Annotated in this window: 22 protein-coding genes and 1 riboswitch; of the genes, 7 read left to right on the forward strand and 15 right to left on the reverse strand. The window is 29.7% G+C overall.

The features are described from left to right. Positions 1-128: 128 nt before the first annotated feature. Genes thiE through thiW form a run of 4 tightly spaced genes read right to left on the reverse strand, consistent with a single transcriptional unit; the run spans position 129 to position 2,982 of the window. Complete coding sequence (gene thiE / locus T514_RS0117090; protein ID WP_027625870.1) at positions 129-755, reverse strand: thiamine phosphate synthase; 627 nt, start codon at positions 753-755, stop codon at positions 129-131. Further along, positions 755-1,576, reverse strand: a complete 822-nt coding sequence (gene thiM, locus T514_RS0117095; RefSeq protein WP_027625871.1) for a hydroxyethylthiazole kinase — start codon at positions 1,574-1,576, stop codon at positions 755-757. Before thiM ends, thiE begins: the two co-directional genes overlap by 1 nt. Positions 1,577-1,628: 52 nt before the next feature. Then, positions 1,629-2,480, reverse strand: coding sequence for a bifunctional hydroxymethylpyrimidine kinase/phosphomethylpyrimidine kinase (gene thiD, locus T514_RS0117100; protein ID WP_027625872.1), 852 nt, complete (start codon positions 2,478-2,480; stop codon positions 1,629-1,631). Between the two features lie 16 nt (positions 2,481-2,496). Then, positions 2,497-2,982, reverse strand: a complete 486-nt coding sequence (gene thiW, locus T514_RS0117105; RefSeq protein WP_027625873.1) for an energy coupling factor transporter S component ThiW — start codon at positions 2,980-2,982, stop codon at positions 2,497-2,499. A 126-nt stretch (positions 2,983-3,108) separates the two neighbouring features. Beyond that, positions 3,109-3,218: riboswitch (TPP riboswitch) on the reverse strand. A 382-nt stretch (positions 3,219-3,600) separates the two neighbouring features. Between thiW and uvsE the strand changes: the two genes are divergently transcribed. The 5 genes from uvsE (at position 3,601) to T514_RS0117130 (ending at position 9,009) form a co-directional block, all read left to right on the forward strand. Continuing rightward, positions 3,601-4,833, forward strand: coding sequence for a UV DNA damage repair endonuclease UvsE (gene uvsE, locus T514_RS0117110; protein WP_027625874.1), 1,233 nt, complete (start codon positions 3,601-3,603; stop codon positions 4,831-4,833). A 27-nt stretch (positions 4,834-4,860) separates the two neighbouring features. Next, a complete protein-coding gene (locus T514_RS0117115) occupies positions 4,861-5,262 on the forward strand; it encodes a GtrA family protein (protein ID WP_034869521.1) in 402 nt (133 codons plus the stop codon). Between the two features lie 78 nt (positions 5,263-5,340). Next, the gene (locus T514_RS0117120) at positions 5,341-6,435 is read left to right on the forward strand and encodes a GerAB/ArcD/ProY family transporter (RefSeq protein WP_027625876.1); all 1,095 of its coding nucleotides are present in this window, start codon (positions 5,341-5,343) and stop codon (positions 6,433-6,435) included. Next, positions 6,416-7,570: a Ger(x)C family spore germination protein gene (locus T514_RS0117125; protein WP_027625877.1), complete on the forward strand. Its 1,155-nt coding sequence runs from the start codon at positions 6,416-6,418 to the stop codon at positions 7,568-7,570. The genes T514_RS0117120 and T514_RS0117125 overlap by 20 nt, the downstream gene beginning before the upstream one ends. An 11-nt stretch (positions 7,571-7,581) precedes the next feature. Next, complete coding sequence (locus T514_RS0117130; protein ID WP_027625878.1) at positions 7,582-9,009, forward strand: spore germination protein; 1,428 nt, start codon at positions 7,582-7,584, stop codon at positions 9,007-9,009. 61 nt (positions 9,010-9,070) lie between these two features. Here the strand turns inward: T514_RS0117130 and T514_RS0117135 are convergent, their stop codons facing one another. Both T514_RS0117135 and T514_RS0117140 read right to left on the reverse strand, forming a co-directional pair. Continuing rightward, positions 9,071-10,318, reverse strand: coding sequence for a M16 family metallopeptidase (locus T514_RS0117135; RefSeq protein WP_027625879.1), 1,248 nt, complete (start codon positions 10,316-10,318; stop codon positions 9,071-9,073). A 24-nt stretch (positions 10,319-10,342) separates the two neighbouring features. Continuing rightward, positions 10,343-10,891, reverse strand: a complete 549-nt coding sequence (locus T514_RS0117140) for a DJ-1 family glyoxalase III (protein ID WP_034869524.1) — start codon at positions 10,889-10,891, stop codon at positions 10,343-10,345. 169 nt (positions 10,892-11,060) lie between these two features. Here T514_RS0117140 and T514_RS0117145 point away from each other — a divergent pair, with 169 nt between their 5' ends. Further along, a complete protein-coding gene (locus tag T514_RS0117145; RefSeq protein WP_027625881.1) occupies positions 11,061-11,495 on the forward strand; it encodes a SoxR reducing system RseC family protein in 435 nt (144 codons plus the stop codon). 195 nt (positions 11,496-11,690) lie between these two features. On the opposite strand, the gene glpK is transcribed toward T514_RS0117145, so the two are convergent. From glpK to T514_RS24865, 7 genes are all read right to left on the reverse strand, one after another. Further along, positions 11,691-13,181: a glycerol kinase GlpK gene (gene glpK, locus T514_RS0117150; protein WP_027625882.1), complete on the reverse strand. Its 1,491-nt coding sequence runs from the start codon at positions 13,179-13,181 to the stop codon at positions 11,691-11,693. A gap of 240 nt (positions 13,182-13,421) precedes the next feature. Next, entirely contained in the window at positions 13,422-13,982 is a 561-nt protein-coding gene (locus tag T514_RS0117160; protein WP_027625883.1) for a glycerol-3-phosphate responsive antiterminator, read from the reverse strand. Positions 13,983-13,994: 12 nt separating this feature from the next. After that, a complete protein-coding gene (dhaM, locus tag T514_RS0117165) occupies positions 13,995-14,384 on the reverse strand; it encodes a dihydroxyacetone kinase phosphoryl donor subunit DhaM (protein ID WP_027625884.1) in 390 nt (129 codons plus the stop codon). 32 nt (positions 14,385-14,416) lie between these two features. Continuing rightward, a complete protein-coding gene (dhaL, locus tag T514_RS0117170) occupies positions 14,417-15,055 on the reverse strand; it encodes a dihydroxyacetone kinase subunit DhaL (protein ID WP_027625885.1) in 639 nt (212 codons plus the stop codon). Positions 15,056-15,360: 305 nt separating this feature from the next. After that, positions 15,361-16,359: a dihydroxyacetone kinase subunit DhaK gene (gene dhaK, locus T514_RS0117175; protein WP_027625886.1), complete on the reverse strand. Its 999-nt coding sequence runs from the start codon at positions 16,357-16,359 to the stop codon at positions 15,361-15,363. Between the two features lie 79 nt (positions 16,360-16,438). Continuing rightward, positions 16,439-17,143 carry an MIP/aquaporin family protein gene (locus T514_RS0117180; protein WP_027625887.1) on the reverse strand — a complete coding sequence of 235 codons (705 nt, stop codon included), beginning with the start codon at positions 17,141-17,143 and terminating at the stop codon, positions 16,439-16,441. 258 nt (positions 17,144-17,401) lie between these two features. Next, a complete protein-coding gene (locus tag T514_RS24865; protein ID WP_242850624.1) occupies positions 17,402-18,688 on the reverse strand; it encodes a sigma-54 interaction domain-containing protein in 1,287 nt (428 codons plus the stop codon). Positions 18,689-18,943: 255 nt separating this feature from the next. Between T514_RS24865 and rocF the strand changes: the two genes are divergently transcribed. After that, complete coding sequence (gene rocF, locus T514_RS0117190) at positions 18,944-19,840, forward strand: arginase (RefSeq protein WP_027625888.1); 897 nt, start codon at positions 18,944-18,946, stop codon at positions 19,838-19,840. Between the two features lie 102 nt (positions 19,841-19,942). Here rocF and T514_RS0117195 read toward each other — a convergent pair whose 3' ends face one another. Together T514_RS0117195 and T514_RS0117200 are read right to left on the reverse strand one after the other, a co-directional pair. Beyond that, positions 19,943-22,819, reverse strand: a complete 2,877-nt coding sequence (locus T514_RS0117195) for a DNA topoisomerase IV subunit A (protein ID WP_027625889.1) — start codon at positions 22,817-22,819, stop codon at positions 19,943-19,945. A 12-nt stretch (positions 22,820-22,831) separates the two neighbouring features. Next, positions 22,832-24,787 (reverse strand): DNA gyrase/topoisomerase IV subunit B, encoded by a 1,956-nt coding sequence (locus T514_RS0117200; protein WP_027625890.1) that lies wholly within the window; start codon positions 24,785-24,787, stop codon positions 22,832-22,834. Positions 24,788-24,980: the final 193 nt, after the last annotated feature.

The following is a 24,980-nucleotide window of genomic DNA, read 5'->3' on the forward strand; positions in this document are numbered from 1 at the left end:
GGTAAGTAAAATATATATATATTAATTATTTCCATACATTTATATAACTATGCAAAAAGCATATATTACACTTCCTTTGTGCAATATATGCTCTTTACTTAATTAAATAAACTATTTATATTAAATTTTTACTTACTAAAAAGATCCTTTAAATTTTTTGATGCTTCTTTTATATTTTCTTTAGCCAATATAGCAGAAATAATTGAAACCCCCTCAATTCCTGTATCCTTGAGCAGGGATACATTTTTTTCATTTATCCCGCCTATAGCTACTATAGGAATAGAAACTGTGCTTTTTATTCTTTTCAACTCATCAATTGATACATTCTTAGCATCCTTTTTAGTAGTGGTACCAAATATAGCTCCCACACCTAAATAATCAGCTCCTTGTTTTTCAGCTTCAATAGCTTCTTCTAAATTTCTTGCTGACACTCCAATTATTTTTCCTTCTCCAATTAATTTTCTTACAATTTTAGCCTCCATGTCACTTTGGCCCACATGTACTCCTTCAGCATCTACTGCTAAGGCTATATCAACTCTGTCATTTATAATTAAAGGTACATTATATTTACTTGTTACAGCCTTTATTTTTAAAGCAATATTATAGAAATCTCTTGTATCTATATCTTTTTCTCTTAGCTGCACTAATGTTGTTCCACCTAAAATTGATTCTTCTACTGCTTCTTCTAGATTCCTTCCATTTAAAAGTTCTCTATCTGTTACCAAATATAATGTATAATCTATTAAACTTTTCATTAATATATTTTACTCCTTTCTTTATAAGTATTTAAGTCAAGATTATAAATACTGTCCATTAAAGCTGTCTTAAAAGAACCTATCCCTAAATCCTTAGTTTTCTCATAGGCTATTTCTCCCGCAATCCCCATAGAAGCTACTCCTGCTACAGCTGCTGTTAAATAATCTCTTTCTGCTCCACAAAAACTTCCTATTAAAGAAGAACACATACATCCTGTCCCAGTTATTTTAGATAAAATCTTATGTCCATTAGCAATATAATAACTTTTATCTTTAGAACTTATACAATCAACTTCTCCAGTAACTGCAATTATAGCATCTAATTCCTTTGAAAGTTCTTGGGAAATTTCTTTCTTTTCTTCCATTTTTGTAGAAGTGTCCCCAACTTCTGAAGCATCTACACCTTTAGTTATAACCTCTATACCTGCAATATTTTTAATTTCAGATAAATTTCCTCTAACTACTGAAAAGTGTACTTCTTCAATTAATTTTTTTGCCACTTCTGTTCTATAACTTGTAGCTCCTACTCCTACAGGATCTAATATTACAGGTATATTTAGGCTATTTGCTTTTTTGCCTGCAAGTATCATTGATTGTACTGTTCTACTATTTAATGTTCCTATGTTAATTACTAAAGAAGATGCAATGGATACCATTTCCTCCACTTCTCTCTCATCATCTGCCATTACTGGTGAGCCTCCAATAGCTAAAACAATATTTGCACAATCATTTACTGTAACATAATTTGTTATATGATGAACAAGAGGATTCTTTTCTTTAACTTTTAATAAACTATTATATATATTTTCATACATTTCCATATTTACTACCTCCAAAACTTTTCTTAAGAGTACAGATGACAGATTCTTTTATTTATTCTTTAATAGTCATTCCTGCTTTTTTATAAAGTGTATAAAAATGATTGGTAGGCCCTACTCCTTTTCCTATATCTAAAGAATATTCTATAGCTATAGTAATGTATTCCTTAGCTAATTTAACAGCTTCTTCAATTGAATGTCCAAGGGCAAGATTTGATGCTATAGCTGAAGACAGTGTACATCCTGTACCATGAGTATTTTTAGTATTTATTCTTTTGCTTTCAAAATAGTGCATTCTTTCTCCATCAAACAAGATATCTACTGCATCATCTTTTAAATGACCACCTTTTATAAGTACATACTTAACTCCAATTTTGCATATAAATCTAGCCACCTTTTCCATGTCTGCACTATTTTCTATCTCTCCTATATGTAATCTTTCTTCCTCTGGTAATACTTCATTATAAGTTTTTACAATTACCTCTGCTTCTGGAAGATTAGGAGTTACTACTGTAGCTAGTGGTAATAATTTTGTAACTAAAGTCATTTTAGATTCTGGTTTTAAAAGATCAAATCCGCTTTTAGATATCATAACTGGATCAACTACTAAATTTTTAGGACTATACTGTTTTATCTTTTCACAAATTACATCAATAGTGTCTATTTTAGATACCATGCCTATTTTCACAGCATCTACTTCTATATCTGTAAAAATAGCATCTATTTGTGCTCCAATTATATCTTTGTCTATATCTTGAACTGCAAAAACTCCTTGAGTATTTTGGGCAGTAATAGCAGTAATAACACTCATGCCAAACACTCCATGGGCAGACATTGTCTTTAGATCTGCTTGAACGCCTGCTCCTCCTGAACTATCTGATCCCGCTATAGTTAGTACCTTTTTCATAATTTATCTCTCCCTTTTAATTGTTAGTTATTACCGTTTTTCTATCCAAAGCTTTTAATATAAGATATCCAATAATGCTTCCGCCAATAGTACTAATAGAAAATGGAGCTACAAAAAATAATGCTGCCACTTTTTTACCTAAAATAAACTTTGCTATTGGAAAAGCTATTAATGCACCTATAATACCTGTACCTATAACTTCTCCTAACACTGCATGAATAAGTTTATGTCCTTTTTTATAAAGTGTTGCTGCAAGAAAAGCCCCTATCATACTTCCTGGAAAAGCAAGTAATGAACCTGTACCTAATACATTTCTCAGAAGTGAAATACAAAAGGCAATAGCCACACTATAATATGGCCCTAAAAGCGTTGCTGCTAGTACATTAATACTATGTTGTACTGGAAAACATTTAGATATTCCTACAGGTATGTAAATTAAATTACCTGTAAAAACTCCTACTGCAATAAGTAATGCTGAAAAAGTAATTTTCTTAGTTTTCACAAAAACACCATCCTTTTAAATTTATTGTATTTGCTAAATTTCAGTATTAATGCTAAGATATCAAATTAAAAACAAAAAATAAAAAAGGTACAAACCAACGTGGGATTTGTACCTTACTTAAACTAAAACTAATTTACAAACACTTTCCTACGCTGGCATTATCCAGATCAGGTTAAAAGGTCTAAGAATTTCGTTCCTACTCTCAGCCGGCAACACCAGCTCCCCTGCGATTGCTATATTTATTTTTACAACTTCATAATACTACAATGCAATAAAATGGTCAATAGCCAAAACTTACAGTTACTACCTTCAATCTACATTATTATATTATCAAAATAATAAATTATTACATGATTGACTATTATTGTTATTTAGAATAAACTATAAAAAAAGTACATAATACTTTTTTAGAGTACAGATTACAGAGCACAGATTATAGATATGGAAGCTTTTTTTCCGTTGACACTACAGAAAAGCTTAAATTTAATAATAAATAATTTAAAATTTTTCGTAATGCTAATGAAGAAAAATTATCCTTATCTGTACTCTGTACTCTTTGCTCTGTGCTCTAAAAAGTTGCTTCGCAATCTTTTATAATTATAAAGGAGGAAAAGTATAATGAAAATAGGGTACGCCTGTATTCCCATGGGCTTAGATGCCAAAACTACTAGGAGTTTTGTATTAAAAAACTTTTCTTTTGATAGATTTTATGAATGCGTAAAATACAACATAGAGGATTTAAATAAAATCCTTAATTATAATATAGATAATAATATTTACATGTTTAGAATTAGCTCCGATATTATTCCATTCGGTTCCCACAGCGTCAATGATTTTTCTTGGTGGAAAACCTTTCATGAAGAATTGCAAAATACAGGAGAATTCATTAAAAAAAATAATATAAGGGTCTCCATGCATCCTGGGCAATATACAGTGCTTAATTCTCCTTTTGAAGATGTAGTAAATAAAAGTATAAGAGATATAGAATATCATTGCCTTTTTTTAGATTCATTAGAAATTGATTATACTAATAAAATAGTCCTTCATATAGGAGGAGCCTATAACGACAAACTATCCGCTCTTAAAAGATTTAAAGAAAATTTTAAAAAGCTTTCTGATTCCGCAAAAAGTAGACTGGTTTTAGAAAATGATGAGAGAATTTTTAATATATATGAGGTACTAGAACTTTGTAATAACTTAAATATTCCTGCTGTATTTGATAATCTTCATCATAACTTTAATCCTGGTAAATGTGAAGATATTGAATGTGTATTAAAATCTGTTTACAATAGCTGGACTACTAAAGACGGTAATATGAAGCTCCACTATTCCGATAGCGACATAAATAAAAAAGCCGGCGCTCACTCAAAACATATAGATATAGAAAACTTTTTGAACTTTTATGAAAAAATTAAAGACTTTAATCCAGATATAATGTTAGAAGTAAAAGATAAAGATATATCTGCAATAGAATGCATAAATTGTCTACACCCTACTAAAAATTCCACTAAATTTGAACAATGGGCAAAATATAAATATACAGTAATGGAAAAAGATTATGGGCTATATAAAAAATGTAGTTCAATAATAAATTCAGATAAAAATATGCTAGAGTTTTATAAAATCATAGATAAAACTTTAGCCCTTCCGTTTAACGAAGGTAATTTTAAAAATACTCTTCTGCATACTTGGGGGTATATAAAAGATAAAGCTAGCATTAAGGAAAAAACTGAATTCATTAATTCCTTAGAAAACTTCGATGATCCCGGAAAGATTAAAAATGTAATAAAAAAGTTATGTAAAAAATATAATATAACCTACCTACTTAATTCTTATTATTTTTTGATGTGAAATTTTGTGGATAAGGGAGTTATAAGTATGAAAATAAAAAATTTAAAAGAATTTATATTTTATGTACTTATTGGGGGAATAAATTTTATAATAGATTTTACAATATTAAATATACTGTGGAAAATTACTCACTTATATGAAGGCTATGTAAATATAATATTTAAAACTATATCCTTTATTATATGTTCTCTCAACGGTTATAATTTGAATAAAAAATATACTTTTAAAGCAGATGGATCTTATATTAGATATGCCTCTGTTTTAGGCCTGTCTAATATAGCTGATGCATTCTTATTGTCTATATTGTCCATGCATAATATTTTAGGTATATCTCCAGTAGCTTGGTCTAATATTTCTAATTTCATAGCCTATGCTTCAACAGGAACAATAGTATTTATAATAAATAAATTTCTTATATTCAAAAAATAATGTTTCATTATATACCAGCCTAGGAATAAAATTCATAAAAACATGCATACTAATGTTAATATGCCTAGGAGGATTATTATGAAAGAACATCTTACTAATAAACAAATTGCCTTTTATATATTTGGTATAGTAGTTGGTTATGGTATCGTAAGTCTTCCAAAACAAGTTGCTGAATATGCTTCTACCGCTGGTTGGATTTCTATAGCTATATGTACAATTGTCTCTTTATTAGGAATGTATATAATAACCTTCTTAAATTATACTTACAAAAATATGACTTTTGATGAATATAGCAAAAAATTGGTGGGTAACTTTATTTCAAACATTTTTATAATATTATTCATAATATATTTATTTCTAGTTTCCAGTATGTCATTAAGAGATACAGCTAATATAATAAAAAACTCCATACTTATAAAAACTCCCTCATGGATTATAATATTTATTTTATTAATTTTATGTTATTATGCCTTATCAAAGGGTTTACAGGTTATTGGAAAATTGTGTGAACTTTATGGATTTGCTATTATTATTTTTGCAATAATAATAAATACTCTATCATTTACAGAAGGCGATATGCTTAACTTACTTCCAGTACTAGGGTTCAATGGTTTAATTGGCCCATTAAAATCATCAAAACATTTAATATTATCATTTATAGGAGGAGAATTATTATTAATAGTTCCTTTTAGTGATAAAAATAACAAGTCAGTATTTAAATATACTTTATCTATGACTGCATTTATAGGTTTAATTTATATTATAATTTTTGAATCAAATTTATCAATAATTGGTGCTGAGGATTTAGTTCATTATTACGATGCTCTTATAATTTCAGCTAAAAGAATGGATGTTCATTTTTTAGAGTTTTTCAGAAAAATTGATGGAATTGTATTGACCGCCTGGATTATGGCTGTTTTCACTACAGTTACTATTGAAAGTTATGCCTTAAATTTTTTTATTCGTAAATTGCTTAAAATAAAAAGTAATGTTCTATCAACAGCTATAGTTATGACATTAGTTTTCATTGCATCACTCATTCCACGCTATAATGAAGATGTACGAGAAATATTATTATATACCGGTTATTTAGGATTATTTTGCTCATTTGTAATTCCATTTATATTATTTATTATATCTAAGGTGAAAAAATATGATAAAAAAAATTTATAAATCATTATGTATTATGTTAATATTTATGTTTACTATAATTTTTTCAGGATGCTGGGATTATGCTGATATAGAAAAAAGGGGTATTTATGTTTCTATAGGTGTAGATAAGCTAAAGGATGAAGTAGAGTTAATCAGCGAGGTAGCTGGATTTAAAACATCATTATCTAAGGATCCCAATAAATCAAATTCTTCAAATATATATAAAATTATCTCTTATGGCCCCAATTTTGAAGATGCTCGATTTATTCAAGATAGAAAATCGCCTTTCCCTATATTTTTAGGCGCTGTGAAAACCGTTATTTTTAGTGAAAATTATGCAAAAGATGGCATATTGCCCTACATTAACAGGATCAATAGAATTTACAACTATAGAAAAACAGTTATACCCGTTGTAACCAAGGAATCTCCCAAAGAAATATTTAATTTAAATGTTCCCAATAATTTATCCGCTGGTTTTTTAATTGAGGATATTATTCGTAGCTCAAATGCAGAAGGGAAAGGTATTTATATTGATTTTAGTGATGTGCTTAACATTATTTCTTTAAAACATATGGGATTTGTACTTCCTTATCTAGGCATAGATAACGAATTAATAACTTACTTAGGTTCTGCAATAATGAATGAAGAAAGTAGGCTTATCGATGTAATAAACATTAATAAGTCTAAGGGACTATTATATTTATTATCTAATAATCCCAATTTAACAGAATATGTTTCTTTACATGATAATAGTAATTTAATATCCATTTCTCCTATAAGTTTTAAAAAAAATATAAAAACTAAATATATTGATAATAAGGTAGTTATTAATATTGATTTAAAATTAAAAGAAAAATTAGACTACTCCTATAAAGAAATGGATCTAAATGACAATGATTTATCAATGTTAGAAAATGAAACATCTAAAAAAATAAAAGGCTATATTACTAGTATAATAAAAAAAGCTCAAGAAGAATATAAATGCGATATTTTTCAATTTTTAAGATACTTTAGAGCTCAAAATCCAGTGGCATATAAAACAATTGATTGGAAAAAAGAATTTCCTAAAGCTGAAGTTAATGTAAATGTAAATACAAAAATAGTTAGTAAAAACTTTTATGATTATGAAAGTATTAATAAGAGTAATTCAAAGTAAGGTGAGTATTAGTGTTAAAAAATAAAGCTGTATTAAATCTAATAGAAGAATTATCTAAAAGCGAATTGGATATTACCATACGAAAATTAAATTTATTAGGATATGATTATTATCTACTTTATATTTCAGCAATAACTGATAGGATTTCACTGTCCAATTATATAATAAAGCCCTTATTATCCTACAAGGATTCAAATTCCTTAAATATAAATTACATAGCTGAATCAATTATAACTATTGATAACTTTCTTATTGATAATGACATTAATAAGATAACTGATTATATTTTAAAAGGAAATTCGGTTATTTTATCAACTAAAGATGTAAACTATATAGTAATAAATACTTATAAAGTACCAAAAAGGAGCTTACCTGACCCTCAACTTCAAACTACTTTAAAAGGTCCAAGAGATAGTTTTACGGAAAACTTCGAAAATAATATTTCACTAATAAGATATAGATTAAAAGATTCTAGATTAAATATACATAAAACCACTGTAGGTAAAAGGACTAAAACTTCTGTAGCTGTAATTTATTTAGAAGATGTTGCTGATTCTAATTTAGTAAATAAAGCTATTCAAAAAATTAATGGCATAGATGTTGATGGAATCATGGAAACCGGATACTTACAAAAATTTTTACAACAAAAATTCAGCTTATTTCCCCAAACTGGTATAGTAGAAAGATCTGATTCTGCTTGTGCATCTTTACTCGATGGTAAGATCTGCATAGTTGTAGAAGGTAGTCATTTACCTATTGTAATCCCTCAAACATTTTGGGACTTTATGGATGCTGGTGATGACCACTATAAACTTACTTACTTTTCTATATTCCTAAAATGCTTAAGATTATTTTCACTTGTACTCTCTTTAACTTTATCTCCTATTTATGTAGCAGTGGTAAGTTTTCATCCTGATATATTGCCAACTGAATATATTTTGACTTTAGCTAAATCAAGAGCTACTGTACCTATAAATGCATTTTTAGAAGCTTTTCTTATGGAAATAGTAGCAGAAATATTAAAAGAAGCTAGTTTAAGATTGCCAAAACAAATTGGTTCTACTATTGGTATTGTTGGTACTATAGTTATAGGTCAGGCTTCAGTAGCAGCTGGACTTGTAAGTCCACTTATGGTTATTATAGTTGCTTTATCCACTATGACCTCTTTTATACTTCCTGACTATACTATTATGTCTTCTTTTAGAGTATTAAAATTTTTTATTTTATTATTTACCGGAACCTTAGGGTTATTTGGATTTATTGTAGGAATAACTTTTATAGTCATCAATCTAGTTTCTACTATGAGCTTTTCTACTCCATACAGTTCTCCTGCAGTTCCTATTAATTTAGCTGGTATAAAAGACTTTTTTTTAAGTGATATAAAAGAAGATACTGAAAGACCTAGCTTTTTTTATCCTAAAGATAAAAAAAAGCAATAGCTGTGAAATATTATTCACAGCTATTTTACTTATCTTATATAACTTCTACCAAAACTAATAATCACTTGATTATCTGTATACTTGGAAAGTTAAGCACTCTATTTATAAGTGTATTTATTTTTTCTCCATCAATACTACTTAAATTTTCTACTTCATCATAAACTTTTTTATAAGAATTATACATAAGCTCATAACAAGTTAAATCTTTAGCTAATTGTATAGATTTTTCAATTCTTAAAGCCTTTTTTAGTTTAATACTTTTTGATGCACTTTGAATCTTTTCCTTTGTAAAAAAGTTATTATTATTTTTAATGTCTTCTATTGATTCATTAATTAATTTAATAGCCTTTTCCACCTTATCCTTTGATGTACCTAATGTAATTGTGAATAGCTTAATCCCTCTTTCTTCCTTAATATCGCTTGATATCTCATATGCTAGTCCATTTTTAGTTCTTATAATATCATATAATATACTGCTAGTACCCTCTCCAAAATAAAAATTAAATAATTTTAGCATCTTCATATCTTCCTCATTTAAACTATGTATTGGATAGCAGTATTGTATTTTAGCTCCATTGATTTCTTCCCTTAATTTTTGGAATACCCCTACCTTATTATTTTCATAAAGTTTTATTGAAGCATTCTTTTCACAGTTTGAATCTTCCAAATTAAAAGTTTTCTCCCCAATTTTAAAATCTTTAAAATAATTTTCTACTATATCTTTAACTAATTCAAATTTTAAAGAAGTTACTACTGAAATAACCATATTATCAGGTCTATAATATTTTTTATAAAATGTCTTTAAATCCTCCAATGTTATAGACTTAATACTTTCTTCTGTACCTATTATTAAATTTTTTATTCTTCTTTCATTAAAAGCATTATACAAAAGTTCATCTTCACAATATTGATATAAGTCATCTTTCCATTCCTTCAATTCCTCAAGTATTACATTTATTTCTTCAGAAAATCCCTTTTCAGGAAACGTTGGATTTAATACTATATCAGAAAATAATTCTAGACCTTTATTAAAATCCTCTGATAAGGTTGTCCCATAATATATAACATAGGGATAGTTGGTCATAGCATTTTGGAATCCAAATATTTCATCACAAAGTTTATTTATTTCTCCCTCACTTCTATTTTTAGTTTCTTTAAATACCATATGCTCTACCGCATGAGCAGTGCCTAAAGGAAAACCATCTTCCTCTAATGCTCCACCATTAAATCCGATACAAAATGAAGTTATATCACTAAAAGCTTCTTTGTATATAAGTTTTATACCATTTTTAAGCTGTATGTCTTTCATGAAATCACCTACAATATTAATAATTTAAAGACCTTTAAAAAGCATGTCCCTTTTTAAATTGTCTATATCCTTTGTTGTAATAAAATTTTCCAATATTTTATACGCAAAGTCAAGAGCTGTAGCTGGTCCTCTGCTTGTTATAATATTATCTTGTTGAATTACTTTATCCTCCACATACTTGCTATTCTTAAATTCTTCTTTAAAAGATGGATAAGAGGTTACTTCCTTATCATCAATTATATTAGCCTTTTCTAAAACTATTGGAGCAGCACAAATGGCAGCTATTATTTTGCCATCATCATTAAATTTTTGTAAAATATATAATACTCTATAATCCTCTCTTAAATTTGTTGCACCAGGCATCCCTCCTGGTAATATTACTCCATCATATTCATTTATTTTTATACTATCTATATTTACATCACTTTTTACCCAAATATTATGGGCTCCCTTTACCATTTCTTCTCCTATAGAACATAGATGACAGGTTAATCCTGCTCTTCTTAACACGTCCGCTGTAGTTAATGCCTCTATTTCCTCAAAACCTTCTGCCAATAATATAAGTAGTTTCATGTAAAATCCTCCTCTGTTAGCAAAAATTAGTTGTAATATATAGAATATTCTATATATATTTTATATTATAACAAATAATACATTTTTCAGCACCCTTTTTTATTTTATATCTATATGGTATAATATCTTAGTAAAAAATATACTCTCATTTTTTAAGGGGTGATTTTAAATGAATCAAATTGGATATGTAAAAGAAATACAGGGAGACACTGCTTTTGTCATATTTAAAAGATTGTCTAGCTGTGGTGATAACTGTGCAAGTTGTTCAGGTAGTTGTGAAGCACCACCTTTGGTTTTAGATATGGACAATACAATATCTGCGCAAGTTGGCGATAGTGTTGAAGTTATTATGGAAGATAATACCTTCTTTAAATTTACTTTCTTTGCTTATGTAGTACCATTAATATTAATGCTTGCAGGAATTGCTGTAGGATATCTAACTACTCATAATGAACTTACTGCTACTTTTACTGGACTAGCTTTTTTAGCTCTATCCTATGGAATTTTAAGAATAGTTAATAACAACCATGCAAAAAATAAAAAAGAAACTGTTGCTATGGTAAGAATTATAGATAAAGATGAGCTTGCAAGATTAGGACTTTAATTAGAATGCAGGTATTATTAGAGGGAATTTAAAATTATTTTGTTAATTTAGAGCATACATTATAAATCTGTGTATGCTCTTTTCTATATATAATAAAAATTACTACAGAAGTTTTACCTCCCATAGTAATTTTCAATTTAAATATATTTCCCCAAATTTCTGTGTGTGATTCTATTCATTTATTTTAACTCTAAACTATTTAGCCCATCCCATAGATCTCTTAACAGCTTCATGCCAACCTGCTGCTAATTCTTCTCTCTTATCTTCAGCCATAGTTGGTTCAAATGTTTTTGATATTGCCCAGTTATGAGAAACATCTTCTCTATCCTTCCAATATCCTACTGCAAGACCTGCTAAATATGCTGCACCAAGTGCTGTAGTCTCAATTACTTCTGGTCTTTCTACTGGAACTCCTAAAATATCGGACTGGAACTGCATTAAGAAGTTATTTGCACATGCTCCACCATCAACTTTTAATGCTTTAAGTTTAATTCCTGAGTCTTCTTCCATAGCCTTTAATACATCATAAGTCTGATATGCCATAGATTCAAGTGCTGCTCTTATAAAGTGTTCTTTTTTAGCTCCTCTTGTAAGTCCAACTATAGTTCCTCTTGCATATGCATCCCAATGTGGTGCACCAAGTCCTACAAATGCAGGAACTAAGTATACTCCATTAGTATCTTCAACTGCTGTAGCATATTTTTCTGATTCTGGAGAATCTTTAAGCATTCTTAATTCATCTCTTAACCACTGAATAACTGCTCCTCCAATAAATATACTTCCTTCTAAGGCATATTGAACTTTTCCATTAATACCAACTGCTATAGTAGTTAACAAACCATTCTTTGATTCAACTGCTTTTTCTCCAGTATTCATAAGTAAGAAACATCCTGTACCATAAGTATTCTTTGCTGTTCCTTCTTGGAAACAAGTTTGTCCAAATAAAGCTGCCTGCTGATCACCAGCGTCACCTGCAATTGGAATAGGAGCTCCAAATAATGCAATAGCAGTTTCTCCATATACACAGCTAGATGGCTTTACTTCTGGAAGCATTGACTTTGGAATATTTAATATCTCTAATAATTCCTCATCCCATTTTAGATCATGTATGTTAAATATCATTGTTCTTGAAGCATTAGTATAGTCTGTTACATGAGCTTTACCTTTAGTTAAATTCCAAATTAACCATGTATCTACATTACCAAATATAAGATTTCCTTTTTCTGCTTCTTCTCTTGCTCCTGGAACATTGTCTAATATCCATTTAATCTTTGTTCCTGAAAAATAAGCATCAACTACAAGACCTGTTTTCTTTTTAATTGTATCTGTAAGTCCTCTTTCTTTTAATTCATCACAAGTTGGAGCTGTTCTTCTACATTGCCAAACTATTGCATTATATACAGGAATACCTGTTCTCTTATCCCAAACTATAGTAGTTTCTCTCTGATTAGTAATTCCAATGCCAGCTATATCCTTAGCTTCTATGTTAGCTTTTGCCATAGCTTCAGTAGCTACACTAAATTGAGTAGCCCATATTTCCATAGGGTCGTGCTCAACCCATCCTCCTTTTGGATATATCTGTTTAAATTCTTTTTGAGCTACACTAACTACAAGTCCCTTTTCATTAAAAAGTATACATCTTGAACTAGTTGTACCCTGATCTAAAGCCATAACATACTTTGCCATAATAAATACCCCCATTTTTTATTTTTAGTTAAACCTTATAAATACTTGTCCATTTAATTATATGTTTATTGCATATGATTAAGAACAATGGTAATTAAAGGTTTACATATTTATATATATAAAAAGAACCATACTTAAGAAAGCCCATTAACTGAGCATTTCTAAAATATGGCTCTCTTATTCTCCGCCTTAATATTATATTATTATTATAATACTTTTGTAATATTTTATCAATTGTTTCTATAAATTCCATAATTCTATAGAAGTTGTTGATATAGCTATTGCCCCTGCTGCTAATGAATCCATAACATCTTTTTTAGTTTTTATTAATCCACCTGCTATTATTGGTACATTTATTTCTCTTTCCATACTGTGTATTATTTTACTAGCAACACCAGGCATAACTTCTACTGCATTTGGTCCTGTTTCATGTATATTTTTTATACCAGTTTTTAAAAACAATGAGTCTATTATAAATACCCTTTGAATAGTATAAAATCCCAATTGCTTTGCATATTTTATATTGCTACTTTTTGTGGTAATAATACCTTGAGGATTAGCATATTCCTTAATAAATTCAATACCTGCTTGATCCCCTTTTAGACCTTCTATCATATCTAAATGTACAAAAACTATTTTGTTTTCTTCTTTAAGCTTCTTACATATAGTAGCTATATTCATTATATTTCCATAGAGCACAAATACTACTAATGCTTTACTCTTTAATACATTTTCTAAATCTTTTTTGTTTCTTAATGCTGCTATAACAGGATTTTCTATAAGTATTTCTTTTATATTCATTTTGTAACTCCTTTATGCCTTTTTTCCTAATCTCATCTCTTCAACTATTGCTTTTACTTCCTCTAGACTTTTTTCCATGCTTATTTCAACTGCAGCAGTTATTGCCCCCTCCACCAGTGCCGTATCTACTATTTTAACTTTTTCTTTTCTTTCTTCTGGTAGAAAATCCAAAGCCATTTCTGCATTCATCAGTGCACTTCCTAAATCAAAAAGTATTATAACCCCGTCATCTGAATAAACTTTGTCTATAGCACTTAATATAAAATCTATATCAGTGCCAATTCTTCCATCCTTTGTGCCGCCTGCAACAGCTATGGGTACATCAGATGCCATTTGAAGAGCAAGTTCCCCTATTCCTTCAGCTATTTTGCGGCTATGAGAAACTATGACCATACCTACCATAGCATAACCTCCCTATTGGTAAATAACAATAACTATTTATTATTATTTAAGACATAGTTATATATTTCATTTAATATTAAATAACTTGACGTAGCTCCTGGATCTTGGTGTCCTATACTTCTTTCTCCTAAATAGCTTGCTCTACCCTTTTTAGCTATAATTCCTTTAGTATATTCCACCCCTTTTAATGCTTCATTTTTCATATTCTCTAAAGCAGTAATATCATCCAATCCATTAGCTTTAGCTTCTCTTAAAACATCTAGAGCAGGTTCTAAGGCATCTAACATAGTCTTATCTCCTCTATTTGCCTTACCCCTCATTTTTACTCCGTCTATTGCTGCTTGAAACATATCTATAAAATCATTTATATTCACTTCTTCTTTATTAACTAGAGAAGAAGCTTTCATAAATGCTGTACCATAAAGAGGGCCAGAAGCACCTCCAACATTTGAGACCAATGCCATTCCAGTAGTTTTTAATATATCACCTACTGTATTTATTTTAGCTGTAGTTAATTTTTCTTTCACAGCTTTAAAACCCTTACTCATATTAATTCCATGGTCTCCATCACCTATAGCAGAATCAAGTTCTGTTAAAAACTCCTTATTGTTTTGAATTACATTAGCTATATTATTTATCAATTCTGTAACTTGCGCTATCTTTAATGCCATAATAAATCACTCCTTTTAATTAGATAACAGATAATAGAGTATAGAGTATAGGTATTAAGATTAAATTTTAAAAATAGAAAGATAAGAGTGAAGGAATGTTTTTAATAAAAAATCTCTTTATTGACTTTTAATTTATTAAAGCGGATAGAGTTTCTCTCACTCCTTATGCCTTACTTTAAAAATCTAATCCATTCTCTACACCCTATCTCTATAATCTATTCCCTAAAATATGCATATTCTTTTCTTTTGACTCTTTACTAAATTAACTTTTACTTCAAAATTTATTATACATTAAACTATAACTATTAAATTATCTTAAATGCTGGAGTATCTGCTGAAGCATCTAATAATTCTTTTAATTCACTATCTAGCTTCAGTACAGTAACAGAACAACCTGCCATTTCAAGAGATGTCATAAATTCTCCTACAAAAGTTTTATATACCTTAATTCCTTTTTCTTTAAAGATTTCACTTACTTTTTTATTTACTATATATAATTCCATTAATGGCGTTGCTCCAAGTCCATTGACCATAATTGCAACTTCTTCATTTTTGCTAATATTTATGTCGTCTAATATTTTTGAAACTAAATGTTTAGTAACTTCATCAGCTGACTTTAAACCTTCCCTATGAGTACCTGGTTCTCCATGTATACCCATTCCTATTTCCATCTCATTTTCTCCAATAGTAAAAGTAGGTTTACCCGCAGCTGGTACTATACATGGTGTTAAAGCCATTCCCATACTTCTTACATTATCTATTACCTTTTCTGCTACAGCTTTTACTTCTTGTAAAGTGGCTCCAGTTTCAGCTTTAGCCCCTGCTATTTTATGAACAAATACAGTTCCTGCTATACCACGTCTTCCAGTAGTATATGTGCTATTTTCTACTGCTACATCATCATTAACTACCACACTATCAACCATTATTCCATCTGCTTCTGCCATATCCTTTGCCATCTCAAAATTCATTACATCCCCACTATAATTTTTTATTACTAGTAATACACCTTTTCCACCGTCTACAGCTTTTACCGCCTCATAAACTTGATCTGGAGTAGGAGATGTAAACACTGCCCCTGCTACAGCAGCACTAAGCATTCCATGTCCTACATAGCCTCCATGTGATGGTTCATGTCCACTTCCGCCACCACTTACTAAAGCTACCTTATCTTTTATTGGAGCATCTTTTCTAACAATTATATTTCCTTCTTCTAATTTTTTAATATACTGAGGATAAGCAGCTACCATTCCTTTTAACATATCTTCAACAACGTATTCTGAATCATTTATAAGTTTTTTCATGTTTTTTCCCCCTTTACGTAACAAATAATATTAAATATGAGAAAAGTAAAAAATTCAACTTAAAAATAATTGTACACTATTAAACTAAAGCTGCAAAAAAGAATGCTGCTATTAATCCTCCTACTATTGGTCCTAAAACTGGTATCCATGAATATCCCCAATCAGCATCTCTTTTCCCTGGTATTGGTAATATAGCATGAGCAATTCTTGGTCCTAAATCTCTAGCTGGGTTAATAGCATAACCAGTTGGTCCACCTAAAGAAAGACCTATACCAACTATTAATAGTCCAACATACATAATTCCTATTCCATCAGCAGCCTTATTAAGTCCAAATCCAAGTATTCCAAATACAAGCATAAATGTTCCAATAACTTCTGAAATAAAGTTTGCTACTGTATTTCTAATAGCTGGTGCTGTACAGAATACTCCAAGTTTAGTATTTGGATCTTCTGTTTCTTTCCAATGTGGTAGATACATAAGATAAACTAAAAATCCTCCAAGTATAGCACCTATCATTTGAGCAATTATATAAGGTACTACTTGAGCTGCTGGAAATTGTCCAATAGCTGCTAAAGCTATAGTAACTGCTGGATTAAAATGTGATCCACTTATAGCTCCAAAAACAAATGCTGGAACAGCAACTGCAATTCCCCAACCTGTAGCAACAACAATCCATCCACTATTTTGCGATTTACTCTTATTTAGAGAAACACCTGCAACAACACCATCACCTAGTAAAATAAGCAACATAGTTCCTACTAATTCACCCATAAAAGCTGACATTAATAATTACCCCCCATGATTTTATTTAGGAATAAAGTAACCGGTTACAAATCCCTATCAATATAACCAGCAATTCCCATGCCAATCATTTCCACAAGGTTATTAAGCTTTTACTGATATTTAGTAACATTAAGTTGGTATTTTTGACCTAATAACTATAGACCGTTGGTTATTTTTACCAAACTGCACCTATTTACCAATATTTTTAATGAATTTAGAATCATAAAAAATTTTTATAGATTATCCAATCTATTTCTATTATTTTTTATCCCATGATGTATTTTTTTCTATGCCAAACTGTCTTGCTTTCGCTGCTACAGTTTTATGACTTATGCCAAGAGCTTTTCCTGCAGCATTGTAACTTCCATACTTCTCCAAAGCTACTTTTATTATCTTCTTTTCATAAAACTTTAGTGGAAATATTGTATCTTTGCTATTAATTTTTAATATATCTTGTAATGTGTTATCTTTTATTATGTTATCATCTCCAATTCCTATGGAGTTTTCACTACCTTGAAGTATATAGTTTGGTATATCTGCAATAGTTAAATATCCACCTTCCTTAAGAGTTATTATTCTTTCCATAATATTTTCTAGTTCTCTCACATTTCCAGGCCAACTATAATTAATAAATACTTTCATTGCATCTTCATTTACTTTTCTTATATCTTTATGCATTTTTAAATTCATCTTTTTTAAAAAGTGATTTACTAAAAGAGGTATATCCTCTTTTCTTTCCCTTAAATTAGGCAAAATTATAGGTATAACATTTAACCTATAATATAAATCTTCTCTAAATTCTTCATTGTCTACCATTCTCTTAAGATTTTTATTAGTAGCTGCAATAATTCTAGCATCTGTTTTTAGAGTTTCCTCTCCCCCAACCCTTTGAAATTCCTTTTCCTGCAATACTCTAAGTAATTTTACCTGCATACTCTTTTCCAAATCACCTATTTCATCTAAAAATATACTCCCGCCTTTGGCCAATTCGAATTTACCAAGTTTCCTTCTAACCGCTCCTGTAAAAGAACCTCTTTCATGTCCAAATAGCTCACTTTCCAAAAGATTAGAAGGAATTGCTGCACAATTAACCTTTATAAAAGGTCCTGTGGCTCTTTCACTTCCCCTATGTATTCCCTCAGCAATAAGCTCTTTTCCAGTTCCACTTTCTCCATAGATTATAACAGTAGAAATACCTTTTGAAGCCTTTAATGCTATATTTAATGCATTCTTTGCTTTTTTACTTTCTCCAATAAATTTTATAAAGGGATTTTTGTTATATGTATTTATGTTAAAATAATGATACTTTAATTTTTCATTTATTTTATATTTGTTTATCTTATCATTAGTACCCTTGTTCTTGCAATTAAAATAGGCATCTTTTATATCTTCTCCTATAAGTACTTCAGGGGTAGTTTCTAAAAAAGTTGCATACAAATTGTTAGCATAAACAATTTTTCCATACTTATCAACAATACATATACCCTTTTCTTCCTTATCTTTACACTCTCTACTTTGGCTCAATTGTTTTCTTTCTTCCACCATAATCCCTCCTTTAATTACATTTTTTTACTGCCATTATATTACCATTATACCATAAGTATAGGTTCTATAAAAAAACTAATAACTAACAAAGTATAAGCAAATACTATTTCTGAATATTTTTAATTATCTGCATTTCAAAAAAGGGCTTATATATTTTTTTGATTTGGTATATAATTCTTTAACGTACTAAGAAAGTTTTAATACTATAATTATGGTAATAATAATTTTTGTATATATTAATAAGGGGGTAATGTGATGGACATTAATTTAATAGGTGTTCCTATTTATTATGGATCTGATATAAAAGGTGTTGAATTTGGTCCTAAAAAATTAAGAGAAAAAAATATTTATGGAGTTCTAAGTAAATACCATAATGTTTATGATTTAGGCGATTTGTATGTACCAACTGAAAAAGAAGAGAACAAATATTTTTACCATCCTAAAATGAAATATTTAAAACCTATAACTGAAGTAAACACTAACTTAGCTCAACAAGTGTATGCCTCCTTAAGTTCAGGAAGCTTTCCTCTTATATTAGGTGGAGACCATTCTCTAGGCTTAGGAAGTATTTCTGGTGTAAGTAAATATTACAAAAATTTTGCTGTAATTTGGGTAGATGCCCATGGAGATATAAATTCCTATCTCACCACTGAAACTGGTAATGTTCATGGAATGCCTCTTGCAGCAGCTATGGGTATTGGCTATGAAGACTTAACCAATATTTATTTTCACGGTACAAAAGTAAAAACTGACAATGTATTTATAATTGGAGCTAGAGATTTGGATAAAGGTGAATGTGAACTTATTGAAGAAAAAAATCTTAATGTGTATTCTACAGCAAGAGTACAAGAAAATGGTATAAGTTCTGTCCTTGAAGATGTATTAAATAAAATAAAGGATTTAAATATTAAAGCTATCCATTTAAGTTTTGATATAGATTGCATTGATTCAAATTATGTACCTGGAACTGGAACCCCTGTTAAAAATGGCATGACTATTGGTGAAGCCAAAACACTTTTAAAAGTTTTAGGAGAAACAAGACTTATTAAATCTATGGACTTCGTTGAATTGAATCCTAAACTAGATAAAGATGATGAAACTGCTGATTTATGCATAGATTTATTAGATTGGGCGTTTAAATATATTAAATAAATTTTACCCATTCTCTATTATTTTAAAAATTTTATTCTGAACTGTTTATAATCTATACTCTAAAAATGGATTGTCTCAAAATTTTTTGAGACAATCCATTTTTTACTTAATAACTTCTATATTCTTTACATAGTCATCCATAACTACTATCATTATGTTATTTCCTCTACCAGCTCTATTTTGAACCTTTATATTTTCTAATGGTACTATTTTGTCAACCTCTTTCATAGATTTTATCATTATCTTTTTATTTTCATCTTTTATAATAAAGGCAAAAGCTACCTTGTCATCCTCTCTAAGGCTTATTCCTGTAACTCCAGAAGCTATTCTTCCCATAGGATTTACTGAATTTTTATCAAACCTTATACTCATAGCTCTTTCTGTTATTATAACTATATCTTCTTTTTTCTCTTCTTTTGAAAAATCTACAGCTATTAACTCATCTTTGTCATTTTTAAATTTATAACCCATAGTAACAAAATAGTCTCCATAAAACTCATTTATCATAGTTCTCTTCACCAATCCATTTTTAGTGAAGAAATATATGCTTAATTCTTCTCCTTCTTTAAATGATAGTACATTTAAAATCTTATTTTTTCTTTGTTCATTTCCTAATAGATTTATTATGTTTATACCTTTATCCTCTAAGCTTTGAAGCATATAACATGGCATTAACATTGTACTTCCATCTTCTAAGAATAATAATAACTTCTCTGAACTATCTGTATTAACTATAAAGTCATAGCTTTTAACTCTTCCACTTACTTCTTTTATTTTTCCATTTTTCATTATTCCTAGATGAAAAGTCTTAAAGTTTCCTTCTTCTACAAAGTCTACACTGTGAATAAAGTCTTTATCACTTAAATTAAACAATTGTGTGGACGAAATATTTCTATCTACAGCTTGTAACGCTGGTTCTTCCATAGTAAACTCTAACCCTTCACCAGTTTTAATTTTTATAAACTTTTCTTCTCTATCTCTTGAAATTAGTTCTACCTTAATTAATTTTTCATCATCCTTAAGCTTTAATGCCATAAGTTTCGTATAGCTTGTATTGTATTTATCTAAATTAGTTTTCTTTATGGCTCCTTTAGAAGTTACAAATAGGAAATCTTTTTGAGCTGCAAAGTTGTCTATGGAATACGTATTCGCAATAACTTCTTCCTCTAAATTTAATCCCTTTATTAGTTCGTCAATTCTTTCTCCTTTTTCCTTCCATTTTAATTCTGGAATAGAAATCACTTTTATTTGATACATATTCCCCTTATCTGTAAATAATATTAATGTATCCTTTGTGTTGGAGTTAATTATAAATCTATTAAAATCTCCTTCTCTATATTCAATATCTTCTACATTAGCATTTGAACGGTTATAGGATTTCAGTGGGACCCTCTTAATAAATCCTTCATTAGACATAGTTATTATAACATCTTCTTCAACTATAAGATCTTCTACATCAATCTTTGCTTTTTCATCATCCTCAACTATAGCAGTCTTTCTATTATCAGCATATTTATTTTTTACTTCTAAAAGTTCATCTCTTATTACCTTTAAAAGTTCTTTTTCACTTTGTAATATTTTATTAAGTCTTTTTATTTCTCTTTCTAGTTCCTTATACTCTTTTTCAAATGTTTTTATTTCAAGCCCAGTAAGTCTATATAACATAAGTTCCAATATAGCTTCAGCCTGCATTTCTGTAAATAAAAACTTATTTACAAGATTATCTTTTGCATCTTTTTTAGATTTTGATGCTCTTATGGTTTGGATAATTTCATCCATAATATCTATAGCTTTAATAAATCCCTGTACTATATGAAATCTCTTTTCTGCAATTTCTAATTCTCTCTTTGTTCTTCTTGTAATTACATCCCTTTGATGATTTACATAGTGATATATTATGGTTTTTAGCCCCATAGTTTCTGGCTTTCCATTAGCTAAAGCTACCATATTAAAAGGTAAGTTACATTGAAGGTCTGTTTTCTTATATAAATATTTAAGAACTTTTGAAGCTGTTTCTTCATCAACAGATTTTTTAAATTCAATAACTGCTCTTACTCCTGTTCTATCTGACTCATCTCTTATATCACTTATAGCTTCTAATGCCTTTGAATGTTTTTTGTCTGCTGTCATTTCAGAAATAATTTGAAGAAGCTTTGCTTTATTTCTTCTATAAGGGAATTCTGTAATTACAATACCCAATCTTCCACTTTCCAACTTTTCAATTGATGTCTTAGCTCTTAAAGTAACCTTACCTGTGCCTGTTTCATATGCAGATAACAATGAATTTTTACCTATAAGTATGCCTCCTGTAGGTAAATCTGGTCCCTTTATATATTCCATTAAACCTTTTGTATCTATATTATTATTCTCTATGTATGCTAAAGTTGCATCTATTACTTCTCCTAAATTGTGTGGGGGAATATTGGTAGCAAGACCTACTGCTATACCAAAAGCACCATTAACAAGTATATTAGGATATCTTGCTGGTAATACTTCTGGCTCCTTTTCAGATGCAGAATAGTTATCTACCATATTGACTACTCCCTTATCAATATCCCTTATCATTTCCAGGGCAATAGGTGTAAGTCTAGCTTCAGTATAACGCATAGCTGCTGCACTATCTCCATCCTGACTTCCCCAGTTACCATGTCCATCTATCAATGGTTTTCTAGTAGTAAAATCCTGTGCTAATATTACCATAGCATCATATACTGAGGTATCCCCATGAGGATGATATTTACCTAAAATATCTCCTACAATTCTAGCTGATTTATAATAAGGCTTATCTGGAAAAGCTGAAAGCTTATATGATCCATAAACTATCCTTCTATGTACAGGCTTTAGGCCATCTCTAACATCTGGAAGTGCTCTATCCTTTGCCACTTCGACTGCATAAGGTAAATAGTTGTCTGGCATAGCTTCTTCTATAGGCATAGAAATAATGTTTCTATCCTTTGGTATTTGTAATTTCTTTGACATTGAAACACCCCTTTAAAATTCCGCGTATTTGTACATATAATTTTTCCTTGGTTCTACTACATCCCCCATTAATAAAGATACCATTTTCTCAGCTTTAGCTGCATCTTCAATAGTAATTCTTTGTATTGTTCTTGTTTCTGGGTTTAGTGTTGTTTCCCAAAGCTGCTCTGGATTCATTTCACCTAATCCCTTATATCTTTGTATTAAACAACCTTTCCCAATTTCCTTCTTTGTCTTTTCTAATTCATCATCGCTATAAGCATATCTTACTACTTCTCCACCTTTTGCTTGTTTATAAACTTTATAAAGTGGTGGAAGGGCTATATATAAGTGTCCATTTGTAATTAATGGTTTCATATATCTATATAGATAGGTCATCCATAATGTTCTAATATGATATCCGTCCACATCCGCGTCTGACATAATTATTATCTTATCGTATTTTAAGTCTTCTTCTTTATAATTATCAAGGACACCAGTACCTACAGCTGTATTAAATATTTTAAGTTCTTCACTACTTAATACATTTTCAAGTTTTTGTTTTTCTGTATTCATTATTTTACCTTTTGAAGGCATTATGGTTTGGAATCTTCTATCTCTTGCTTGTTTTGCGGAACCTCCAGCTGAGTCTCCTTCCACCACTATGAATTCAGCCACAGAAGAATCCTTCAGGGTACATACCGCAATTTTACCTGCTAATGGAGCCGTTCCCTTTCCTATTTTTTTCTTCTCCGCTTCATTTATCTTTTTTATTTTTTCTCTTCTAGCTGCAGCCTCTAATGCATTATTTATCATAAGAGAAGCAGTTTCTTTATTATCCTCAATCCATTCAGAAAGTTTAGTATAAGCTAAATCATTCATCATAGTATAAGCTTCGTTATTTCCAAGCTTTGTTTTAGTTTGACCTTCAAATACAGGATTAGTTAATTTTATCCTTACTATAGCAGTCATCCCTTCTCTTAAATCGTCACCTTCAAACTCAATGTCCTTTTCCTTTAAAAGATTAAGCTTTTTAGCCCATTCCTTAAAGGCTCTAGTCATACCTGTTTTAAAGCCTGTTTCATGAGTTCCAGATTCCGTAGTAGGAATATTATTTACATAGCTTGCAATATATTCTGTAGTTGAATCTGTAAACTGCATGCATACTTCTCCATACATAGTTATTTCATTAACTTCTCTTTCCCCCTCAAACAAAATAGGTGGATTATGAAGTACTGTTTTACTTTCGTTTAAATAATCTATAAAATCTAAAAGTCCTCTTTCTGAATGATATTCTTTTTCTATAGTTTCTTCTTTTCTATTATCTATAAGTTTTAAAGTTATTCCTTTATTTTGGAAAGCTAATTCTTGAAGTCTTTCATCTATAACATCGAATTTAAAATCTATTGTTGAGAAAACCTCTTTATCAGGCATGAAAGTAACTCTTGTTCCTGTTTCTTTTGTGTCTCCTACAGCTTCCAAATTAGTTACTGCTGTTCCTGGCATTTTTTTCTTCAAACCCTTATCATAGGCATATTCAAATCTTTGTTTAAATATCTTTCCGTTTTGCTTTACCTCTACTTCTAACCACTCTGAAAGAGCATTAACTACAGAGGCACCTACTCCATGAAGTCCTCCAGATGTTTTATAAATGGAATTATTAAATTTTCCTCCAGTATGTAGCTCTGTAAAAACCATCTCTACTCCTGATTTTTTCTTTACAGGATGTATTCCTGTAGGAATTCCTCTTCCATTATCTTCTATAGTAACACTTTTATCCTTATTTAACACAATAGTAGCTTTATTTCCAAAACCATTAGAAATTTCATCTATAGCATTATCTAGTATCTCCCATATGCAATGATGAAGCCCCTTAGCCCCTGTAGAGCCTATATACATTCCTGGTCTTACACGAACAGGCTCTAATTTTTCAAGGGATGTGAGGGCCGTTACATCATATAAAGAAGCTTTTTCAAATTCCTTTTCCATAAACATCCTCCCTTAAATCAAGTTCATCACAAATTAAGATTATATCAGATATTTTTTATAAAAACAAACGTTCCCATTTTACAGAACAGAAATAATTGCGAATTTACACACATTTCTCAAGAAAGCAGATGACAAAGTCAATTGTAACTTATTAATAATAAATGATGACACTTTTCTTTTTCGAAAAGTACTT

The organism is Clostridium lundense DSM 17049 (assembly GCF_000619945.1).
Lineage (GTDB): Bacteria > Bacillota > Clostridia > Clostridiales > Clostridiaceae > Clostridium_AO > Clostridium_AO lundense.

Excerpts from the sequence above, each read along its gene's own strand:
- thiE (WP_027625870.1), bottom strand. The coding sequence starts at position 755 with ATGAAAAGTTTAATAGATTATACATTATATTTGGTAACAGATAGAGAA.
- thiM (WP_027625871.1), bottom strand. The coding sequence starts at position 1,576 with ATGGAAATGTATGAAAATATATATAATAGTTTATTAAAAGTTAAAGAA.
- thiD (WP_027625872.1), bottom strand. The coding sequence starts at position 2,480 with ATGAAAAAGGTACTAACTATAGCGGGATCAGATAGTTCAGGAGGAGCA.
- uvsE (WP_027625874.1), top strand. The coding sequence starts at position 3,601 with ATGAAAATAGGGTACGCCTGTATTCCCATGGGCTTAGATGCCAAAACT.
- T514_RS0117115 (WP_034869521.1), top strand. The coding sequence starts at position 4,861 with ATGAAAATAAAAAATTTAAAAGAATTTATATTTTATGTACTTATTGGG.
- T514_RS0117120 (WP_027625876.1), top strand. The coding sequence starts at position 5,341 with ATGAAAGAACATCTTACTAATAAACAAATTGCCTTTTATATATTTGGT.
- T514_RS0117125 (WP_027625877.1), top strand. The coding sequence starts at position 6,416 with ATGATAAAAAAAATTTATAAATCATTATGTATTATGTTAATATTTATG.
- T514_RS0117135 (WP_027625879.1), bottom strand. The coding sequence starts at position 10,318 with ATGAAAGACATACAGCTTAAAAATGGTATAAAACTTATATACAAAGAA.
- T514_RS0117140 (WP_034869524.1), bottom strand. The coding sequence starts at position 10,891 with ATGAAACTACTTATATTATTGGCAGAAGGTTTTGAGGAAATAGAGGCA.
- T514_RS0117145 (WP_027625881.1), top strand. The coding sequence starts at position 11,061 with ATGAATCAAATTGGATATGTAAAAGAAATACAGGGAGACACTGCTTTT.
- glpK (WP_027625882.1), bottom strand. The coding sequence starts at position 13,181 with ATGGCAAAGTATGTTATGGCTTTAGATCAGGGTACAACTAGTTCAAGA.
- T514_RS0117160 (WP_027625883.1), bottom strand. The coding sequence starts at position 13,982 with ATGAATATAAAAGAAATACTTATAGAAAATCCTGTTATAGCAGCATTA.
- dhaM (WP_027625884.1), bottom strand. The coding sequence starts at position 14,384 with ATGGTAGGTATGGTCATAGTTTCTCATAGCCGCAAAATAGCTGAAGGA.
- dhaL (WP_027625885.1), bottom strand. The coding sequence starts at position 15,055 with ATGGCATTAAAGATAGCGCAAGTTACAGAATTGATAAATAATATAGCT.
- dhaK (WP_027625886.1), bottom strand. The coding sequence starts at position 16,359 with ATGAAAAAACTTATAAATGATTCAGAATACGTTGTTGAAGATATGTTA.
- T514_RS0117180 (WP_027625887.1), bottom strand. The coding sequence starts at position 17,143 with ATGTCAGCTTTTATGGGTGAATTAGTAGGAACTATGTTGCTTATTTTA.
- T514_RS24865 (WP_242850624.1), bottom strand. The coding sequence starts at position 18,688 with ATGGTGGAAGAAAGAAAACAATTGAGCCAAAGTAGAGAGTGTAAAGAT.
- rocF (WP_027625888.1), top strand. The coding sequence starts at position 18,944 with ATGGACATTAATTTAATAGGTGTTCCTATTTATTATGGATCTGATATA.
- T514_RS0117195 (WP_027625889.1), bottom strand. The coding sequence starts at position 22,819 with ATGTCAAAGAAATTACAAATACCAAAGGATAGAAACATTATTTCTATG.
- T514_RS0117200 (WP_027625890.1), bottom strand. The coding sequence starts at position 24,787 with ATGGAAAAGGAATTTGAAAAAGCTTCTTTATATGATGTAACGGCCCTC.